The sequence below is a fragment of the Streptomyces rishiriensis genome (genome assembly GCF_030815485.1).
GTDB lineage: Bacteria > Actinomycetota > Actinomycetes > Streptomycetales > Streptomycetaceae > Streptomyces > Streptomyces rishiriensis_A.
In genome coordinates this window covers 2,418,633-2,437,945 of sequence record NZ_JAUSWV010000002.1, presented here as the reverse complement: position 1 = coordinate 2,437,945, position 19,313 = coordinate 2,418,633, and the positions used below count along the sequence as shown (strand labels likewise).

The 19,313-nt window shown below is 69.5% G+C and carries 18 protein-coding genes and 1 riboswitch; of the genes, 15 read left to right on the top strand and 3 right to left on the bottom strand.

Features of this window, described 5'->3' with window-relative positions; genetic code table 11:
- The first annotated feature begins 234 nt into the window (after window positions 1–234).
- From ctaC to QF030_RS13350, 4 genes are all read left to right on the top strand, one after another.
- A complete protein-coding gene (gene ctaC, locus QF030_RS13365) occupies window positions 235–1,194 on the top strand; it encodes an aa3-type cytochrome oxidase subunit II (RefSeq protein WP_307162886.1) in 960 nt (319 codons plus the stop codon).
- Window positions 1,191–2,927, top strand: coding sequence for an aa3-type cytochrome oxidase subunit I (gene ctaD, locus QF030_RS13360; protein ID WP_307162885.1), 1,737 nt, complete (start codon window positions 1,191–1,193; stop codon window positions 2,925–2,927). The genes ctaC and ctaD overlap by 4 nt, the downstream gene beginning before the upstream one ends.
- On the top strand, window positions 2,924–3,322 hold the full coding sequence (locus QF030_RS13355; protein WP_062647531.1) for a cytochrome c oxidase subunit 4: 399 nt from the start codon (window positions 2,924–2,926) through the stop codon (window positions 3,320–3,322). The genes ctaD and QF030_RS13355 overlap by 4 nt, the downstream gene beginning before the upstream one ends.
- Before the next feature lie 131 nt (window positions 3,323–3,453).
- A complete protein-coding gene (locus QF030_RS13350; protein ID WP_307162884.1) occupies window positions 3,454–4,707 on the top strand; it encodes a L,D-transpeptidase in 1,254 nt (417 codons plus the stop codon).
- A 43-nt stretch (window positions 4,708–4,750) separates the two neighbouring features.
- Here the strand turns inward: QF030_RS13350 and QF030_RS13345 are convergent, their stop codons facing one another.
- On the bottom strand, window positions 4,751–5,155 hold the full coding sequence (locus QF030_RS13345; protein ID WP_307162883.1) for a hypothetical protein: 405 nt from the start codon (window positions 5,153–5,155) through the stop codon (window positions 4,751–4,753).
- 178 nt (window positions 5,156–5,333) lie between these two features.
- Between QF030_RS13345 and ctaE the strand changes: the two genes are divergently transcribed.
- The 6 genes from ctaE to QF030_RS13315 all read left to right on the top strand — a co-directional run bounded on the left by ctaE (window position 5,334) and on the right by QF030_RS13315 (window position 12,491).
- Window positions 5,334–5,954 carry an aa3-type cytochrome oxidase subunit III gene (gene ctaE / locus QF030_RS13340; protein ID WP_307162882.1) on the top strand — a complete coding sequence of 207 codons (621 nt, stop codon included), beginning with the start codon at window positions 5,334–5,336 and terminating at the stop codon, window positions 5,952–5,954.
- A 65-nt stretch (window positions 5,955–6,019) separates the two neighbouring features.
- Window positions 6,020–6,832 (top strand): cytochrome bc1 complex diheme cytochrome c subunit, encoded by an 813-nt coding sequence (qcrC, locus tag QF030_RS13335; protein WP_307162881.1) that lies wholly within the window; start codon window positions 6,020–6,022, stop codon window positions 6,830–6,832.
- Entirely contained in the window at window positions 6,829–7,890 is a 1,062-nt protein-coding gene (qcrA, locus tag QF030_RS13330) for a cytochrome bc1 complex Rieske iron-sulfur subunit (RefSeq protein ID WP_307162880.1), read from the top strand. The genes qcrC and qcrA overlap by 4 nt, the downstream gene beginning before the upstream one ends.
- Window positions 7,887–9,533, top strand: a complete 1,647-nt coding sequence (gene qcrB / locus QF030_RS13325; protein WP_307162879.1) for a cytochrome bc1 complex cytochrome b subunit — start codon at window positions 7,887–7,889, stop codon at window positions 9,531–9,533. Before qcrA ends, qcrB begins: the two co-directional genes overlap by 4 nt.
- A gap of 153 nt (window positions 9,534–9,686) precedes the next feature.
- Window positions 9,687–10,751, top strand: a complete 1,065-nt coding sequence (gene trpD / locus QF030_RS13320; RefSeq protein WP_307162878.1) for an anthranilate phosphoribosyltransferase — start codon at window positions 9,687–9,689, stop codon at window positions 10,749–10,751.
- 82 nt (window positions 10,752–10,833) lie between these two features.
- A riboswitch (SAM riboswitch) is annotated at window positions 10,834–10,950 on the top strand.
- Between the two features lie 179 nt (window positions 10,951–11,129).
- Window positions 11,130–12,491 (top strand): aminotransferase class V-fold PLP-dependent enzyme, encoded by a 1,362-nt coding sequence (locus tag QF030_RS13315; protein ID WP_307162877.1) that lies wholly within the window; start codon window positions 11,130–11,132, stop codon window positions 12,489–12,491.
- A 32-nt stretch (window positions 12,492–12,523) separates the two neighbouring features.
- Here the strand turns inward: QF030_RS13315 and QF030_RS13310 are convergent, their stop codons facing one another.
- Together QF030_RS13310 and QF030_RS13305 are read right to left on the bottom strand one after the other, a co-directional pair.
- Window positions 12,524–12,805, bottom strand: coding sequence for an Lrp/AsnC family transcriptional regulator (locus QF030_RS13310; protein WP_020129992.1), 282 nt, complete (start codon window positions 12,803–12,805; stop codon window positions 12,524–12,526).
- Window positions 12,802–13,587, bottom strand: coding sequence for a rhomboid family intramembrane serine protease (locus QF030_RS13305; protein ID WP_307162876.1), 786 nt, complete (start codon window positions 13,585–13,587; stop codon window positions 12,802–12,804). Before QF030_RS13305 ends, QF030_RS13310 begins: the two co-directional genes overlap by 4 nt.
- A gap of 173 nt (window positions 13,588–13,760) precedes the next feature.
- Between QF030_RS13305 and QF030_RS13300 the strand changes: the two genes are divergently transcribed.
- From QF030_RS13300 to QF030_RS13280, 5 genes are all read left to right on the top strand, one after another.
- Window positions 13,761–14,000, top strand: coding sequence for a hypothetical protein (locus QF030_RS13300; protein ID WP_108999851.1), 240 nt, complete (start codon window positions 13,761–13,763; stop codon window positions 13,998–14,000).
- A gap of 67 nt (window positions 14,001–14,067) precedes the next feature.
- Entirely contained in the window at window positions 14,068–15,411 is a 1,344-nt protein-coding gene (locus QF030_RS13295; protein WP_307162875.1) for an NYN domain-containing protein, read from the top strand.
- Between the two features lie 211 nt (window positions 15,412–15,622).
- A complete protein-coding gene (locus tag QF030_RS13290; protein WP_307162874.1) occupies window positions 15,623–16,657 on the top strand; it encodes a C40 family peptidase in 1,035 nt (344 codons plus the stop codon).
- 199 nt (window positions 16,658–16,856) lie between these two features.
- Entirely contained in the window at window positions 16,857–17,879 is a 1,023-nt protein-coding gene (locus QF030_RS13285) for a C40 family peptidase (protein WP_307162873.1), read from the top strand.
- Between the two features lie 39 nt (window positions 17,880–17,918).
- A complete protein-coding gene (locus tag QF030_RS13280; RefSeq protein WP_307162872.1) occupies window positions 17,919–19,130 on the top strand; it encodes a hypothetical protein in 1,212 nt (403 codons plus the stop codon).
- The last annotated feature ends 183 nt before the right edge of the window (window positions 19,131–19,313 follow it).

The window sequence follows — 19,313 nt, the reverse complement described above, 5'->3', positions numbered from 1 at the left end:
ACCGGCCCGGAGTCGCCACACAACCCGCATTGACGACCTATTAGGCGCCCCTCCCCACCCCTTCGGGGTGACCCGCGGCGCGTATGCCACCCTCCCCGCGAACCCCCGGAGGGCGTCGGCTAGGGTTTGGTCCGCATAAACATCCAAACCCCTGCCCGACGCAGGGCGGCGACCGACCCGCGAGAAGGCAGGCCGCAGCCAACCGCGCGGGCGAGACTCTCGGGAAGGCGCTACGTGAGTCCCAACGGCTCCGACCGCTCGCCGCGGCGCCCGATGCGGCGGAAGCTGCTCCAGGCAATGACCGCGGGCCTGGTCCTGGTGACCGCCACCGGTTGCACATACAAGGACTTCCCCCGCCTTGGTATGCCCACCCCGGTCACAGAAGAGGCTCCGCGGATCCTCTCCCTGTGGCAGGGCTCCTGGGCAGCCGCGCTGGCCACCGGCGTGCTGGTGTGGGGCCTGATCCTGTGGAGTGCTTTCTTCCACCGGCGCAGCCGCACAAAGGTCGAAGTTCCTCCGCAGACCCGGTACAACATGCCCATCGAGGCGCTGTACACGGTGGTTCCGATCATCATCGTCTCAGTGCTGTTCTACTTCACGGCCCGTGACGAGTCGAAGCTGCTGAGTCTCGACAAGAAGCCCGACGTCACGGTCAACGTGGTCGGCTTCCAGTGGAGCTGGTGCTTCAACTACATCGAGAACGTCGACGGTTCCGACGGGAACGCGAAGACCGACAAGAACCTGGCCGCGATCCCGGACCGGTTCAAGACGGACTTCCCCGACAACGCCGGCGGCGTCTACACCTGCGGCACCCCCGGTGAGCGGAACCCGCAGACCAACAACCCCGGCCCGACCCTCTGGCTCCCCGAGGGCAAGACGGTCCGCTTCGTCCTCACCTCCCGAGACGTCATCCACTCCTTCTGGGTGGTGCCGTTCCTGATGAAGCAGGACGTCATCCCGGGCCACACCAACTCCTTCCAGGTGACCCCCAACAAGGAGGGCACCTACCTGGGTAAGTGCGCCGAGCTCTGCGGCGTCGACCACTCCCGGATGCTCTTCAACGTGAAGGTCGTCTCCCAGGAGCGCTACGAGCAGCACCTCAAGGACCTCGTGAAGAAGGGGCAGACCGGTTACGTTCCCGCGGGCATCGAGCAGACGAGCCACGAGAAGAACCGGGAGACGAACAACCTGTGAGCATCCTCAACGAACCCCAGGGTGCCTCCGCAGCTGAGGACTCGTACGAGAACGAGCTGCCGGTCAGGCGCAAGCAGCCCGGCAACGTCGTGGTGAAGTGGCTGACGACCACCGACCACAAGACCATCGGTACGTTGTACCTGGTCACGTCGTTCGCGTTCTTCTGCATCGGTGGCGTCATGGCGCTCCTCATGCGCGCCGAGCTCGCCCGTCCGGGCTTGCAGATCATGTCGAACGAACAGTTCAACCAAGCGTTCACGATGCACGGCACGATCATGCTGCTGATGTTCGCGACGCCGCTGTTCGCCGGCTTCACGAACTGGATCATGCCGCTCCAGATCGGCGCGCCGGACGTCGCCTTCCCGCGGCTGAACATGTTCGCCTACTGGCTCTACCTGTTCGGCTCGCTGATCGCCGTGGCCGGCTTCCTCACCCCGCAGGGTGCGGCCGACTTCGGCTGGTTCGCCTACGCCCCGCTGTCGGACGCGGTCCGCAGCCCGGGCATCGGCGCCGACATGTGGATCATGGGTCTGGCCTTCTCCGGCTTCGGCACCATCCTCGGCTCGGTCAACTTCATCACCACGATCATCTGCATGCGCGCGCCCGGCATGACGATGTTCCGGATGCCGATCTTCACCTGGAACGTCCTGCTGACCGGTGTCCTGGTCCTGCTGGCCTTCCCGGTCCTCGCGGCCGCCCTGTTCGCCCTGGAGGCGGACCGCAAGTTCGGCGCCCATGTCTTCGACGCGGCCAACGGCGGCGCGTTGCTGTGGCAGCACCTCTTCTGGTTCTTCGGCCATCCAGAGGTGTACATCATCGCCTTGCCGTTCTTCGGGATCATCTCCGAAGTGATCCCGGTGTTCTCCCGCAAGCCGATGTTCGGTTACATGGGTCTGATCGCCGCGACCATCTCGATCGCCGGTCTCTCGGTGACCGTGTGGGCGCACCACATGTACGTCACGGGTGGCGTGCTGCTGCCGTTCTTCTCCTTCATGACGTTCCTCATCGCCGTCCCGACGGGCGTGAAGTTCTTCAACTGGATCGGAACGATGTGGAAGGGCTCCCTGTCCTTCGAGACACCGATGCTGTGGGCGACGGGCTTCCTCATCACCTTCACCTTCGGTGGTCTGACCGGCGTCATCCTGGCCTCGCCGCCGATGGACTTCCACGTGTCCGACTCCTACTTCGTGGTGGCGCACTTCCACTACGTCGTCTTCGGCACCGTCGTCTTCGCGATGTTCTCCGGCTTCCACTTCTGGTGGCCGAAGTTCACCGGCAAGATGCTCGACGAGCGCCTCGGCAAGATCACCTTCTGGACGCTGTTCGTCGGCTTCCACGGCACCTTCCTGGTCCAGCACTGGCTGGGCGCCGAGGGCATGCCGCGTCGTTACGCGGACTACCTGAACGCCGACGGCTTCACCGCCCTGAACACGATCTCGACGATCAGCTCGTTCGTCCTCGGTCTGTCCGTCCTGCCGTTCTTCTACAACGTGTGGAAGACCGCCAAGTACGGCAAGCCGGTCGGCGTCGACGACCCGTGGGGCTACGGCCGCTCCCTGGAGTGGGCGACCTCCTGCCCGCCGCCGCGTCACAACTTCCTCACCCTGCCGCGGATCCGCAGCGAATCCCCGGCGTTCGACCTGCACCACCCCGAGATCGCCGCGCTCGAGCAGTTGGAGCACGACGGCCACGGTGCCAGTGCCATCTCGGGCAGCAAGGAGGCCGGCAAGTGAAGATCCAGGGCAAGATGTTCGTCTGGCTGAGCGTCTTCGTCCTCGTCATGGCGATCGTCTATGGCGTGTGGTCGAAGGAGCCGGCCGGTACCACGGCCCTCTTCCTGGCCTTCGGCCTGTGCATCATGATCGGCTTCTACCTGGGCTTCACCGCCCGGCGGGTCGACGCGGGTGCGCAGGACAACAAGGAGGCGGACGTCGCGGACGACGCCGGCGAGCTGGGCTTCTTCAGCCCGCACAGCTGGCAGCCGCTGTCGCTGGGCATCGGCGGCGCCCTGGCCTTCCTGGGGGTCGCTGTCGGCTGGTGGCTGCTGTACTTCTCCCTGCCGCTGATCCTCATCGGTCTGTGGGGCTGGGTCTTCGAGTACTACCGCGGTGAGAACCGCACCCAGTAGCACGCGCCGAGCGCAGCCCGAGCCCGGACACTCCGTCAGGAGGGTCCGGGCTCACGCTTTTGCACCAACGAGGCTCCTCCGTCCGTGTCACTCAGCGCGCCGCGGTCGACGCGGCTCCCTAGCGTGAAGCCATGAGCCACGAACCCCGCCCTCGCACCGTCGTCGGCTGCACCCTGCTGGTGATCGCCCTGGGCGCGGTCGCAAGCGCCTGCGGCTCGGACGGCAACCCGCTCTCCGCGCGTCCCTACGACGCGACGGACCAGATCTCCCTCCACAACCTCGGTGGCGACGGGAAGAAGTCCGACCCGGACAAGCCGCTGGAGGTCACCGCGGAGGACGACGACCGGATCACGGACGTCACCGCCGTGGACGGCACGGGCCGTTACGTGGCGGGTGAACTCGCCGCCGACGGCAGCCGCTGGCACAGCACGGAGCCGCTGGCCGCGAACGCCCACTACACGGTCCGGGTGAGCACCGAGGACGACGACGGCGCCCCCGGCCGCCGGGTGCTCACCTTCGACACCGGCAAGCCCACCTCGAAGAAGCGCCTCGGGGTCGAGTTCGGCCCCGACGCGGGCGAGTACGGCGTCGGCCAGCCGGTCACCGCCAAGCTGGACCAGCCCATCAAGGACCCCGCCCAGCGGGCCGTCGTCGAACGCGCCCTCAAGGTCGACTCGACACCGTCCGTGCAGGGCGGCTGGCACTGGGTGGACGACAAGGAACTCCACTACCGGCCGCAGGAGTACTGGCCCGCCCACACCTCCCTGCGGGTGCACAGCAACCTGGACGGCATCAAGATCAGCGACCGGCTCTGGGGCGGTCCCGCGAAGGAGCTCAAGCTCACGATCGGCGACCGGGTCATCGCCGTCACGGACGCGTCGTCGCACTCCATGACGGTCTTCAAGAACAACGAGGAGATCAACCAGATCCCCGTCACCACCGGCAAGCCCGGCTTCGAGACCCGCAACGGCGTCAAGGTCGTCCTGGGCAAGGAGTACTTCGTACGGATGCGCGGCACCACCGTCGGCATCGCGGAGGGCTCCTCGGAGTCCTACGACCTGCCCGTGTACTACGCCACCCGCGTCACCTGGAGCGGCGAGTACGTCCACGCGGCTCCCTGGTCCGTGGGCTCCCAGGGGTACGCGAACGTCAGCCACGGCTGCACCGGCATGAGCACGTCCAACGCCGAGTGGTTCTTCGACAACATCCGCCAGGGCGACGTCGTCCAGGTCGTCAACAGCTACGGCGACACGATGGAGACCTTCGGCAACGGCTTCGGCGACTGGAACCTGGACTGGAAGAAGTGGACCGAGGGCAGCGCGCTGACGGGCGGCAAGCAGAAGCCGGAGCAGGACACGTCGAGACTGCGCCCTGCGGCGGTGTAGGCAGTGCCGGGGGCGCGGGGGAGCCCACGCCCCTCAGCCGCCGTCAGGCGCTCTGCTGAAGGCTCTTGCGCCGCATCAGGGACGCGAGGGCCGCAGCGAACTCCACGGGCTCCACAGGCAGCGTCACAGCCGCGTCGGCGCGGCTCCAGGTGGCGAGCCAGGCGTCCTGGGGCCGCCCGATGAGCAGAAGCACCGGCGGACACCGGAAGATCTCGTCCTTGATCTGCCGGCACAGCCCCATGCCTCCCATGGGTGCGGCCTCGCCGTCCAGGACGACGACGTCGATGCCGCCCCTGTCCAGCTCCCGCAGCACCGCCGCAGCCGTCGCGCACTCCAGGAACTCCACCACGGGGACGTCGGGCGCGGGCCTGCGCCCGGTCGCGAGCCGGACCTGCTCGCGGGTGTTGGCGTCGTCGCTGTAGACCAGCACCGTGGCGGTCGCCTGCATGCTTCCTCCGTGACATCAGCGTCGTACGGACAGAACCGATGCCGCGGATGCTACTCCCTCGGACTCGTGGTCAACACCGCTTGGAACACCACTTCGATGGGCCATACGGGCACTACACAGGGTGCGGACACTCCGAACGGCACCCCCCGGAGTGAGGGCGGGATAAGGGACCGACATAATGTCGGTCGTGGCGACAGCAACGACAGTAGATACCGGGCACGCGCACCCGTCGGTCAATCGGCCGAACCTCACCAGCGTCGGAACCATCATCTGGCTGAGCTCCGAGCTGATGTTCTTCGCGGCCCTTTTCGCGATGTACTTCACCCTGCGATCGGTGACGGGTCCTGATCACTGGAAGGAGATGGCCGAGGCCCTGAACTTCCCGTTCTCGGCCACCAACACCACGATCCTGGTGCTCTCCTCGCTCACCTGCCAGCTCGGCGTCTTCGCCGCCGAGCGAGGTGACGTGAAGAAGCTCAGGATGTGGTTCATCGTCACCTTCATCATGGGTGCGATCTTCATCGGCGGTCAGATCTTCGAGTACACGGAGCTGGTGAAGAAGGACGGGCTCTCGCTCTCCTCCGACCCGTACGGCTCGGTGTTCTACCTGACCACCGGCTTCCACGGCATGCACGTGACGGGCGGCCTCATCGCCTTCCTGTTCGTCCTCGGACGCACCTACGCGGCCAAGAGGTTCACCCACGAGCAGGCGACCGCGGCCATCGTCGTGTCCTACTACTGGCACTTCGTCGATGTCGTCTGGATCGGCCTCTTCGCCACGATCTACATGATCAAGTAGCCGGGCACGCTCGCTCCCGCACATCCCACGCATCGACGCAGAAGATCCTGACACCGGGGTAATCCGTGAAAAAGCTCTCCGCACGACGACGCCATCCGCTGGCGGCGCTCGTCGTCCTACTCCTCGCGCTGGCGGCCACCGGGGGGCTGTACGCCGCGTTCGCGCCCGCGAGCAAGGCGCAGGCAGACGACACCGCCCAGTCCCTCGCCATCGACGAGGGCAAGAAGCTCTACGCCGTTGGCTGCGCCAGCTGCCACGGCACCGGCGGTCAGGGGACCTCCGACGGCCCGAGCCTGGTCGGCGTGGGCGCCGCGGCCGTCGACTTCCAGGTCGGCACCGGGCGCATGCCCGCGGCCACTTCCCAGGGCCCCCAGGTGCCCGAGAAGAAGGTCATCTACTCGCAGGCCGAGATCGACCAGCTCGCCGCGTTCATCTCCTCCCTGGGCGCCGGCCCGTCCGTCCCGACCGACGCCGAGTACGGCCCGGAGGGCGCGGACATCGCCAAGGGTGGCGAGCTGTTCCGCACCAACTGCGCGCAGTGCCACAACTTCACCGGCAAGGGCGGTGCCCTCACCAAGGGCAAGTACGCCCCGACCCTCGAAGGCGTGGACCCGAAGCACATCTACGAGGCCATGCAGACCGGCCCGCAGAACATGCCTTCCTTCCCCGACACCACCCTGTCGGAGCAGAACAAGAAGGACATCATCGCGTACCTGCACGCGGTCAACAGCGACGAGACGAACAACCCCGGCGGTCTGGAGCTGGGCGGCCTCGGGCCGGTCAGTGAAGGCCTGTTCGCCTGGATCTTCGGTCTCGGTGCCCTGATCGCGGTCGCCGTCTGGGTCGCCGCTCGGACCGCAAAGGCCAGGAAGTCATGAGTAGCAAAGACATTCCAGAAGAGAACCTGCCCGTTGAGCAGGGCCACGCGCACGGCAGCGCCGTAGGCGTCGCGGACGAGCAGAACCCGTTCGCGGACCCCGGTCTGCCGCCCCACGAGCACCGTGTCCAGGACATCGACGAGCGGGCCGCCAAGCGGTCCGAGCGTGCGGTCGCGTTCCTGTTCACGCTGTCGATGCTCGCCACGGTCGGCTTCATCGCCTCGTACGTGGCGATCCCCGCCGACAGGTCGATCTTCGTGTTCCCGATCGGCCACCTCAGCGCGCTGAACTTCGCGCTGGGTCTGACGCTGGGCACGGCGCTGTTCACGATCGGCGCCGGCGCGGTCCACTGGGCCCGCACCCTGATGTCGGACGTCGAGGTCGCCGACGAGCGGCACCCCATCGCCGCGTCTCCCGAGCTCCGCGCGAAGGTCCACTCGGACTTCAAGCAGGGCGCCAAGGAGTCCGCGCTCGGCCGTCGCAAGCTGATCCGCAACACGATGCTCGGCGCGCTCACCCTGGTGCCGCTGTCCGGTGTCGTGCTGCTGCGCGACCTCGGGCCGCTGCCCGAGGACAAGCTGCGTCACACGCTGTGGGCCAAGGGCAAGCTGCTCGTCAACATGAACACGAACGAGCCGCTGCGTCCCTCGGACGTCGCCGTCGGTTCGCTCACCTTCGCCAAGCCCGAGGGCCTGGAGGAGCACGACGAGGAGTTCCAGAACGAGATCGCCAAGGCGGCCCTGATGATCGTCCGGCTCCAGCCGGACAACATCAAGGACAAGCGCGAGCTCGAGTGGTCGCACGAGGGCATCGTGGCGTACTCGAAGATCTGCACCCACGTCGGTTGCCCGATCTCCCTGTACGAGCAGCAGACGCACCACGTGCTGTGCCCCTGCCACCAGTCCACCTTCGACCTCTCCGACGGTGCCCGAGTGATCTTCGGTCCCGCCGGCCACGCCCTGCCGCAGCTGCGCATCGGTGTGAACGACGAGGGCTATCTCGAGGCGCTCGGCGACTTCGAAGAGCCCGTCGGTCCTGCTTTCTGGGAGCGCGGATGAGCACCAACGACAAGACCGAGAGCAACGACTCCCGCGAGCGCGGGAAGGCCCCGGCCGGCGAGCGGATCGCCGACTGGGCCGACGGCCGGCTGGGGATCTACACCCTCGCCAAGGCCAACATGCGCAAGATCTTCCCCGACCACTGGTCGTTCATGCTGGGTGAGATCTGCCTCTACAGCTTCATCATCATCATCCTCACGGGTGTGTACCTGACGCTGTTCTTCCACCCGTCGATGAACGAGGTGGAGTACCACGGCAGCTACGTCCCGCTGCAGGGACAGCTGATGTCGGAGGCGTTCAGCTCGACGCTGCACATCTCCTTCGACGTGCGCGGCGGTCTGCTCATCCGGCAGATCCACCACTGGGCGGCGCTGATCTTCCTCGCCGGCATGTTCGTGCACATGATGCGGGTGTTCTTCACGGGCGCGTTCCGCAAGCCGCGTGAGATCAACTGGCTGTTCGGATTCCTGCTGTTCGTCCTGGGCATGTTCACCGGTTTCACCGGTTACTCGCTCCCGGACGACCTGCTCTCCGGCACCGGTGTCCGCTTCACCCAGGGCGCGATCCTGTCGATGCCCATCGTCGGCACGTACATCTCGATGTTCCTGTTCGGCGGGGAGTTCCCCGGTCACGACTTCGTGGCGCGGTTCTACTCGATCCACATCCTGCTGCTGCCGGGCATCATGCTCGGCCTGGTGGTCGGCCACCTGATCCTGGTCTTCTACCACAAGCACACGCAGTTCGCGGGCCCCGGAAAGAGCAACAAGAACGTCGTCGGCATGCCGCTGCTGCCGGTGTACATGGCCAAGGCCGGAGGCTTCTTCTTCCTGGTCTTCGGTGCCATCGCGGTCATCGCGGGCATCGCGCAGATCAACCCGATCTGGGCCATGGGCCCCTACCGTCCGGACCAGGTGTCCACCGGCGCCCAGCCCGACTGGTACATGGGCTTCGCCGAGGGCCTGATCCGCTTCATGCCGGGCTGGGAGATCAACCTCTGGGGCCACACCCTGGTCCTGGGCGTGTTCATCCCGCTGGTGCTGTTCGGTGTCCTCCTCGCGATCCTCGCTCTCTACCCGTTCATCGAGTCGTGGGTCACGGGCGACAAGCGCGAGCACCACATCCTGGACCGGCCGCGCAACGCCCCGACGCGCACCGCGCTGGGCGTCGGCTGGGTCACGATGTACATGATCATGCTGGTCGGTGGTGGCAACGACCTCTGGGCCACCCACTTCCACCTGTCGATCAACTCGATCACCTGGTTCGTCCGGATCTTCTTCATCGCCGGACCGGTCATCGCGTACATCGCCACCAAGCGGATCTGCCTCGGCCTTCAGCGCCGGGACCGGGACAAGGTGCTGCACGGTCGCGAGACCGGCACCATCAAGCGCCTGCCGCACGGTGAGTTCATCGAGATCCACGAGCCGCTCAGCCAGGAGCAGCTGCACACCCTCACGGCGCACGAGCAGTACGAGCCGGCCGCGATCGGCGCCGCCGTCGACGAGAACGGCGTCGAGCGCAAGGTGACGGGCAAGGAGAAGCTCCGCGCCAAGATCAGCGGCGCGTACTTCGGTGAGGACCAGCAGATTTCGAAGCCCACCGTGGAGGAGTACAAGGAGATCACGAGCGGCCACGGCCACCACTGATCGCTGAGGCGTCGCCACGCCGCAGGAAAGGGCCCCGTCCGGTCTTCGGACGGGGCCCTTTGCCGTGCCCACGGGCTGGATAGGGTGGGGTGCACCTCGTGACGAGGCGCACGACGGCACCCGACGCACACGACGACACACCCAGGAGCGGCTATGAGCGCTGTGACCCCCGCTGGAGGCGACACCGCGGCGGGCCGTTCCTGGCCCGAGGTGCTGAACGGTCTGCTGTACGGACGCGACCAGGACGCCGACGCCACCTTCTGGGCGCTGGACCGGATCATGCGCGGCGAGGCGACCGACGCGCAGATCGCCGGGTTCGTGGTGGCGCTGCGGGCCAAGGGTGAGACCGTCGCCGAGATCAACGGGCTCGTCCGGGCGATGTACGAGCACGCCAACCTGATCGAGGTGCCCGGCCAGACCGTCGACATCGTCGGCACGGGCGGCGACGGTGCGAAGACGGTCAACATCTCCACGATGTCGGCGATCGTCGTGGCCGGCTCGGGCGCCACGGTGGTCAAGCACGGCAACCGGGCCGCCTCCTCCGCGTCCGGCGCCTCGGACGTCCTGGAGAAGCTGGGCGTCAATCTGGAGCTGACCCCGCGCCGGGTGGCCGAGGTGGCCCAGGAGGCCGGGATCACCTTCTGCTTCGCGATCAAGTTCCACCCGGCGCTGCGTCATGTGGGCGCCGCGCGCGGTCAGTTGGGCATCCGCACGGTGTTCAACGTGCTCGGCCCGCTGACCAACCCCGCCAAGGTGCGGGCCCAGGCGGTCGGGGTCGCGGACCCGCGGATGGCGCCGGTGGTCGCGGGCGTCTTCGCCGAGCGCGGCAACTCGTCCCTGGTCTTCCGGGGTGACGACGGCCTCGACGAGCTGACCACGACGGCCACGTCCCATGTGTGGGTCGTCCGTGACGGCAAGGTCACCGAGGAGACCTTCGATCCGCGCGACGTCGGGCTCGAGCTGGTCCCGGTCGAGGCCCTGCGGGGCGGGGACCCGTCGTTCAACGCGGAGGTCGCCCGTCGCCTCCTGGAGGGCGAGAGCGGCCCGGTGCGGGACGCCGTGCTCCTGAACTCGGCGGCGGCGCTGGTGGCCCTGGAGCCGGGCTCCGGGACCCTTGCCGAGCAGCTGCGCGGCGGCATGGACAGGGCGGCCGAGTCGATCGACTCGGGTGCGGCCAAACGGGCGCTGGACCGCTGGGTCGCCGCCACCAACGCGTAGCGCCACGGCACCACCGACGGCCGTCCCGCGATCCGGACACGGGTTGCGGGGCGGCTCCCCCTTCACGTACGTTCCTGTACCAGGTCATGAGTGACAGTCATGAGGCCCCGGCCGACTGTCCGGCAACCCTCCGTCCGTGGCGGGGTGCCCCGGGTGAAGACCAGGCCGTAGGCAGCGAGGTCTACGGCAAGCGCGGACCCCTCGCACTCTTCTGAGTGAGCACCACCAGGGGTCCTGGTCGTTCGAGGGAGCCTTCTGTGAGCAAGCGAATGCGATAGGGCGTAGAGCCCCGCCTCCGCACCCCCTTTCACCTTCCTCCGTGCTCGAGCCATGCCCGCTCGCACGGTGGTTCGTCCTTGCCTCTCACGGGAGTTCCCCATGTCTGTCTCCACCGCTGCCGCCGCCCGTACCGTTTGTGCTCCGCTGCCCGTTCTCGGCAGTGATGTCACGGTTCCGCTCGTGACGGGCGGCGAGGTCGCCTACGCCGCGCTCGACTACGCGGCCAGCGCCCCCGCCCTCCAGCGCGTCTGGGACGACGTGGCGGCCTACGCCCCGTACTACGGCAGCGTCCACCGGGGCGCCGGCTACCTTTCGCAGCTGTCCACGGACCTCTTCGAGAACGCCCGCAGGACGGTGGCCGAGTTCCTGGACTGCCGCTCCGACGACCAGCTGGTCTTCACCCGCTCGACGACGGACTCCCTCAACCTGCTGGCGCGGGCCCTCCCCGCGGACTGCGAGGTCTTCGTCTTCGAGACGGAGCACCACGCCTCGCTGCTGCCCTGGCAGGACGCGCGGGTCACCTACCTCGACGCCCCGCGCACCCCGCGCCAGGCCGTCGAGACGCTGGAGCGGGCCCTGGCCGGCCGTGACCCCCACGGCCCCGCCCTGGTCTGCGTCACCGGCGCCTCGAACGTCACCGGCGAGCTGTGGCCGGTCCGCGAGCTGGCGGCCGCCGCGCACGCGCACGGCGCCCGGATCGTCCTGGACGCCGCCCAGCTGGCCCCGCACCACCCGGTGTCCGTGCGGGACCTGGACGTCGACTGGGTGGCCTTCTCCGGTCACAAGCTGTACGCGCCCTTCGGCTCCGGCGTGCTGGCCGGCCGCGCGGACTGGCTGGTGGCGGCCGACCCGTACCTCGCGGGCGGCGGCGCCAGCCGCAAGGTCACCCGGCGCGAGGACGGGGGAGTGGACGTGGAGTGGCACGAGAGCGCCGCCCGCCACGAGGCCGGCTCCCCGAACGTGATCGGCGCCTACTCCATCGCCTCGGCGTGCAAGGCCCTCGCCGAGGCGGGCTTCGACAGGCTGGTCGCCCGGGAGGAGTACCTGATCGCGAAGGTGCGGGAGGGTCTGGCCGGAGTGCCGCAGGTGAAGGTGCTGTCGCTGTTCGGCGACGACGCGCCGCGGGTCGGCGTGATCTCCTTCGTCGTCGAGGGCTGGAACAGCTCCCACTTCGCCGCCGCGCTCTCCGCCGAGTACGGCATCGGGGTCCGCGACGGCCTCTTCTGCGCCCACCCGCTGGTCCGCACGCTGCTGGGCAGCGAGCCCCAGAGCCAGGGCGAGTGCGGCGCCCCCGAGGCGGCTCCCGGCGAGAAGTCCCTCAACGCGATCCGGGTGAGCTTCGGCGCGGGGACACCGGACGAGCACGTGGACCGCTTCGTGAACGCGGTGCGCGAACTGGTGAGCGACGGCGCGCGGTGGCAGTACCGGACGGAGGACGGCCGCTGCGTGCCCGCGGTGTGAGCGACGGTCCGCCGGAGGCGGTGGTCAGCCGGTCAGGAGTCCAGCCCGATCGCGAACGCCGCCTCCAGGTCGTGCTGGGAGTAGGTACGGAAGGCGACGTGCGTGTCCGTGCCCTCCACCCCGGGGATCTTGCTGATGCTGCCCGGGATGACCTCGGCCAGGTCCTCGTGCTCCTTCACCCGCACCATGGCGATCAGGTCGTACGTCCCGGTGACGGAGAAGACCTCGCTGACGGAGTCCAGCGAAGCGATCCGCTCCGCGATCTCGGGAATCCGGTCCACGCTGGTCTTGATGAGGACGATCGCGGTGATCACGGCTGGTTCTCTCCCTCGGGGGCCGGGGCTGGGGCGGACTTCACTCTAGTCGCCCGCCCGTCTCCCGCCGCCGCCCCTCCGGGGCCGCCCCTGTGGCCCTTCTTCGTCCCGAAACGGGCCCACGCGTAGAGCAGCCCCAGGCCGAAGCCGACGAGGTGCGCCAGGTAGGCCACCCCCGGCCCCTGGGCGGCCCGTCCCGCCGCCACCCACTGGAGGGCCGCCCAGAAGGGCAGCACGACCCAGGCGGGGAAGCGCAGCGGCAGGAAGAACAGGAACGGCAGAAGACTGGTCACCCGGGCCCGGGGGAACAGGTACAGAAACGCCCCGAGGACCGCGGAGATCGCCCCGGAGGCGCCGACCAGGGACTGTGCCGACCCGGTGTTGGCGGCGGCGTAGCCCAGCAGGGCCAGGTAGCCGCAGCCGAGGTAGAAGAGCGTGAACTCGACGCGGCCCATCCGGTCCTCGGTCATCGTTCCGAAGACGTAGAGGAAGAGCATGTTGCCCAGCAGGTGTACCCAGCTGCCGTGGACGAAGAGGGCCGTGGCCGGGGTGAGGGCGGCCCGTGGCGCGCCTTCGAAGAGCTCGGCGGGCACCACCCCCCAGCGCCGGAAGTAGGCCCGCTGCGCGGCCAGCAGCTCGTCGCCGGAGCCGTACACGGGATTGAAGCCCGAGGCGGGCCCGATCAGGAAGACCAGGCAGCACAGGGCGATCAGTGTGCAGAGGACCGGCGCCGGGCGGTTGCGGACCGCCCTGCCGACCGTCCCGTTCCAGTTGCCGATCATGGGTACAAAGCATGACGTAACCGGACGCGCTCGTCCGGACCGCCTCGCCGCCGCGGACGGGTGGGCGGCGAGTACCCGCCAGGCCGTAGGGTTACGAGCCATACACGCGGGGGAGCCTCCGGCCCGACCCCGGCGACCGCGAGCACGACACCAGAAGGAAGTGGAAAGCCACGATGACGGTTCCCCTGCCGACCGCCGCGACGCGGTGGCGCTGCACGCTCTGCGGCAATCTCACGCGGTTCGACGTGACGCGCTCGTCGAAGGTCGTCGAGTACGTGCACCTCGACCTCGCCGGTGAGCCGAAGGTCGAGGAGCGCGACGTGGTCAGTGAGACCATCGAGTCGGTGCGGTGCCGCTGGTGCAACGCGGTGGACCAGGTAGAACTCGTGGATCGGCCGGGCGCCGGTTCCTGACGACGGGGTCCCCCGCTCGAGCGAAGTCGAGAGCGGGGGAGGCCCGCACAGTATTGGGGTGTGACGGATGGTGGAGAGCGCAGGCGGGGGGCCGGGCGACGGCGCCGCCGAGATGCTCGACCGTCCGCTGCCGGACGGTGTGCGGCGCAGGGTCGTGCAGATCGTCTCCGACGGCTTCGGCGGGCTGACCGTCGGTGAACTGCCCGTCCAGTTGCGGCAGTACGCCCGCTTCGCGCCGAACCGGCGGGCGAAGTTCGCGGGCAACGCGATGGCGGCCGCGCTGGAGACCGATCCGCTCTTCCGGCAGCGCATCGCCGAGAAGTTCAGAGAGGCCCAGCCGGAACTCGCCGGCGCCCTCGACTCCGGCTCGTCGACCCCGGCCGCGGACCCGCACGAAGTGGCGGCCGCGGCCTATGTGCTGCGGCCCGTCGGCTGGGTGAAGCTGGTCACCGCGGCCGGCGAGGAGGCCCAGCGGGCGGACGCCGAGCGCGCCGGCGAGGAGAGCCGGGCCGAGCTGGAGCGGTTGCGCGAGGAGCTGGACCGGGCCCGTGAGCAGACCCGGACCGGTACCGAGGGGCTGCGTGCCGAACTGGACGCGGCGAAGAAGGAAGCGGAGTCGCTCCATCGCAAGCTGCGCTCGGCCCTCAGTGACGTCAAGCGGGGCGAGGCCGCGTTGCGCAAGGTGCGCGGCGAGCTGGAGACCGTGCGCACCGAGGGGCAGGCCCGGGTGTCCGCCGCGGAGAGCGAGTCCCGGCGGCTGAAGGCACGGCTCGGCGAGGTGGAGGCGGCCCTGGAGGCCAGCCGGCGGGCGGCCCGCGAGGGCCGCAGTGTCGAGGACGTGCGGCTGAGGCTGCTGCTGGACACGGTGCTCGACGCGGCCCAAGGGCTGCGGCGGGAACTGGCGTTGCCGCCGGTGTCGGTGCGTCCGGCGGAGACCGTCGACGCGGTCGAACCGGGACGAATGACCCCGAAGGACATCGCCACCCGCGCTCTGTCGGAGAACGATCCGGCCATTCTCGACCAGTTGCTCGCGCTGCCCCAGGCCCATCTCGTCGTCGACGGCTACAACGTCACCAAGACCGGGTATCCCCAGATGCCGTTGGAGAAGCAGCGGCTCCGGCTCCTCGGACAGCTCTCGCAGCTCGCCGCGCAGACGGGCGCCGAGGTCACCTGCGTCTTCGACGGGGCCGAACTGGTCGCTCCGGTGCTGCTCGCGCCGCCGCGCGGGGTGCGGGTGCTGTTCTCCAAGCCGGGTGTCACGGCCGACGAGCTGATCCGTCAGCTGGTGCGGGCCGAGCCGCCGGGCCGGCCGGTCATCGTCGCCTCGACCGACCGCGAGGTGGCCGACGGGATCGCCAAGGCGGGTGCCCGACCGGTGGCTTCCGCGGTGCTTCTGAAGCGACTGTCCTGAACGTCGAAGTTGCGTGCACAATGCCTGAATTGGCTGGATCGTCACGCAACGTAGCGTCAATCGAGCATGACTGCATGTGAGTTGATTGAAAAAACTGCGTTGCGTGATGGGTTTTTTTCTCCTGAGGATTTGAACTGATCACGGCGAGGTCACTAAGGTCAGGGCTCGAATCTCCACACGGGTGATCACTCAAAAGAAGGAGCCCGTCTCCGTGGCGTCCCACCGTCGACCGAAGCAGCCGAGTCGCGCACGTGTGACCGTGCTGACCACCGCAGCCGCCGCTGCCGTCGTTCTGAGCTCTCAGGCAGCCAACGCGGCGCCCGCCGAGAAGCTCACCAAGGACGAGGTCAAGACCAAGGTCGACAAGCTCTACGAAGAGGCGGAGCAGGCCACCGAGAAGTACAACGGGGCCCAGGAGAAGCAGGAGAAGCTCCAGAAGGAGATCTCCACCATCCAGGACAACGTCGCCCGGGGGCAGGCGGAGCTCAATGAGCTGCGTGACTCCATGGGTCTGGCGGCGGCCGCCCAGTACCGCACCGGGTCCATCGACTCCTCCGTGCAGCTGCTCCTCTCCTCGGACCCCGACGACTTCCTGGACAAGGCGTCCACCGCCGACCAGCTCAGCGCCCAGCAGGTCGAGGCGCTGAAGAAGATCCAGGAGAAGCAGCGCGAGCTCGCCCAGGAGCGCAGCGAGGCCTCCACGAAGCTCAAGGACCTCGCCTCCACCCGCACCGAACTGGGCAAGAAGAAGAAGGAAGTCCAGGGCAAGCTCGCCGAGGCGCGCAAGCTCCTCAACACGCTGACGGCCAAGGAGCAGGCGTCCCTCGCCGCCGCCGACGCCCGCGCCAGCCGCGACGCCGGCGACCGCGTGGACCTCGGCGACGCCCCGGCGGGTTCCGGCCGGGCCATGGCCGCCTTCCAGGCCGCCCAGAGCCAGCTCGGCAAGCCCTATGTCTACGGCGCCACCGGCACCGCCTCGTACGACTGCTCGGGTCTGACCTCCTGGGCCTACGCCCAGGCCGGCGTCGCCATCCCGCGCACCTCGCAGGCCCAGGCGAACGCCGGAACGCGCATCTACTCCCAGAGCGCCCTCAAGGTCGGCGACCTGGTCATCTTCTACGGCGACCAGCACCACGTCGGCTTCTACGCGGGCAACGGCCAGGTGCTGCACGCCCCGCGCTCCGGCACGGTCGTGCGCTACGAGTCGATCAACAACATGCCGTTCCAGTTCGGCGTCCGGATCTGATCGGACCCTGGACCGGGACACCAAGCCGCCCGAACGGGCGAATCATGACAACGAGATGTGACCCCACGCCCCGCCGGTGACCTGCGTCAGCGGCGGGGCGTCACTGTGCGTTGCCTCCGAGGTCTTTGGCCGACCCCCCACCGCGGGGCTACTGTCTGCCGCGTTTCCCTGTCCGCCAGTGGAAGGAGCGCGGCTTCCCGTGGGGTCCCATCGCCGCCTTGCACAGTCCGGGTTCGACCGGGGCGCCTGCAGCGCCCTGAGCGTGCTGTCCGTCGCGGCCGCCGCAATCGGCGCCGTGTCCGCCGTACCGGCCACGGCCGCTCCGCACGACGACACCCGCGCCGAGGTGGACCGTCTCTACGAGGAGGCCGAGAAGGCCACCGAGGCGTACAACACGGCCGACGAACGCGCCGACACCCTGCGGGGACAGGTCGGTACCGCCCAGGACCACATCGCCCGGCAGCAGGAGCGCATCAACGGCCTGCGCGAGCAGCTCGGTTCGCTGGCCGGGGCCCAGTACCGATCCGGTGGCCTCGACCCCTCCCTGGCGCTGCTGTTCTCCGACGACCCGGAGGACTACCTCGCCAAGGCGTCGGTCCTCGACCGGATCACCGCCCACCAGGCGGGCGAGCTGAGGGAACTCCAGGGCGCCATGCGGGAACTCGCCCAGGAGCGCGCCGAGGCCGCGGGCAAGCTCGCCGAGCTGGAGAAGAGCCGCGAGGCCGTGGTGCGGCACAAGCGGACCGTGGAGCAGAAGCTCGCCGAGGCGCGGCAGCTGCTCAACGCCCTGCCGGGCGCCGAACGCGCCGCCTTCGACCGGGCCTCGCGCTCCGGCCGCGACGCCATGCCCGGTCTCCCGGGCGACGTCCCGGCCTCCGGCCGCGCGGGCGCCGCCGTGGCCGCCGTCCGCTCCGCGCTCGGCAAGCCGTACGTGTGGGGCGCCAACGGGCCGACCGGCTTCGACTGTTCGGGCCTCGTGCAGTGGTCGTACGCGCAGGCCGGGATCTCGCTGCCGCGCACCTCGCAGGCCCAGGCGCACGCGGGCCGGCGGGTGCCGCTCTCCCAGGCCCGGCCCGGCGACATCGTCACGTACCGCTCCGACGCCAGTCATGTCGGCATGTACGTCGGCAACGGGCAGGTCATCCACGCCCCCTATCCGGGCGCGCCGGTGCGGTACGACCCGGTCGGGATGATGCCGGTCTCGTCCGTCACCCGGCCCTGAGCGGAGCCCGCGCGGACCCGCCGCCGTACGATCGGGAGGATGGCTGGTCGAGGGCGGGCGCGCGGACCCGGGGTCCTGGGGCTCTGTCTGCTCTGTCTGCTGCTCGTCTCGCTCCTCGGCGCGCTGGTCGGCTGCGGCGGGCGGGCCCCCGCGGACGACGCGAAGGCCGCTGTGCAGCGGGTTCTCGACCGGCGTGCCGCCGCGGTCCTCGGCCATGACCGGGCCGCCTACGCGGCCACCGGCGCCGCCTCCGGGTACGCCGCGGTGTGGGCCGTTCCGCTGGCGGCCTGGTCGTATCGCGTGACGGCGCTCCACCGCAGCGGGGACACCGCCACCGCCGACGCCGAACTGAGCTACCGCGTCGACGGCCACGACCGGGCCCCGGTGACCACGGCCCGCCTCCTGCGCCTGACCCGGGACGCGGCCGGCCGGTGGTCGGTGGCCTCGGACAGGCCCGCGACGAAGGCCGCCGAGCAGCTGTGGGACCAGGGCACGGTGCGGGCCGTACGGGGCGTGCACAGCCTCGTGCTGGGTGTCGGGCAGTCCGACGCACGGCTGCGGTCCTTCGCCGACCTGGCCGACGACGCCGTTCCGGAGGTGTCGGCGGCCTGGGGCACCGACTGGGCAGGGCGCCTCGTCGTCCTCGTGCCGAAGTCGCTGGCGGGCATGGCGGGGCTGCTCGGCGCGCCGGTCTCCTCCTACCGGGGCATCGCCGCGGTCACCACGGGTGAGACGGGCGGCGGGGCCAGGACGCCCGCGGACCGGATCATCGTCAACCCGGACGCCTACGGCATGCTCGGCAGGGTCGGCCGGCAGGTGGTCCTCACCCATGAGGCCACGCATGTCGCCACGCGCGCCCACACGAACGCGGCCACCCCGCTCTGGCTGTCCGAGGGGTACGCCGACTGGGTGGGCTACCGCGGCGCCGGCCGTACCCCCGCGGAGGTCGCCCCGGAACTCCAGCACGCCGTCACGGAGGGCACCGTCCCGGCGGCGCTGCCCGCCGACGCGGACTTCGCCTTCTCCGGCGACGCCGAGCGGCTGGCCCAGGCGTACGAGGGCGGCTGGCTGGCCTGCCGGATGATCGCCGAGCGGTGGGGCGAGGTGAAGCTGGACGCGTTCTACCGGGCGGTGGGGGAGCACCGGAAGCGGCCGGGGGCGGTGGAGGGCGCGCTGGAGAGCGTGCTGGGCGCCTCCCTCGCGCAGTTCACGGCGGACTGGCAGGGCTATCTGAAGGCTCGGCTCGCCTGAGTGAGCCGCTCGATCGCCCCGCGCGGCCGGGCCCGCTCCGCCTCGCCGGTCGCCCCGGCCCCCCACGGCATGCCCTGCCGGAACAGGTCCTTCGCCTCCTCCGCCGGTACGGGATTCCCCTCGGCACGGCGGAAGCCCGTGGGCGTCCCGACGAAGTCCAGCCGGCGCCGGGGCACGCCTGCC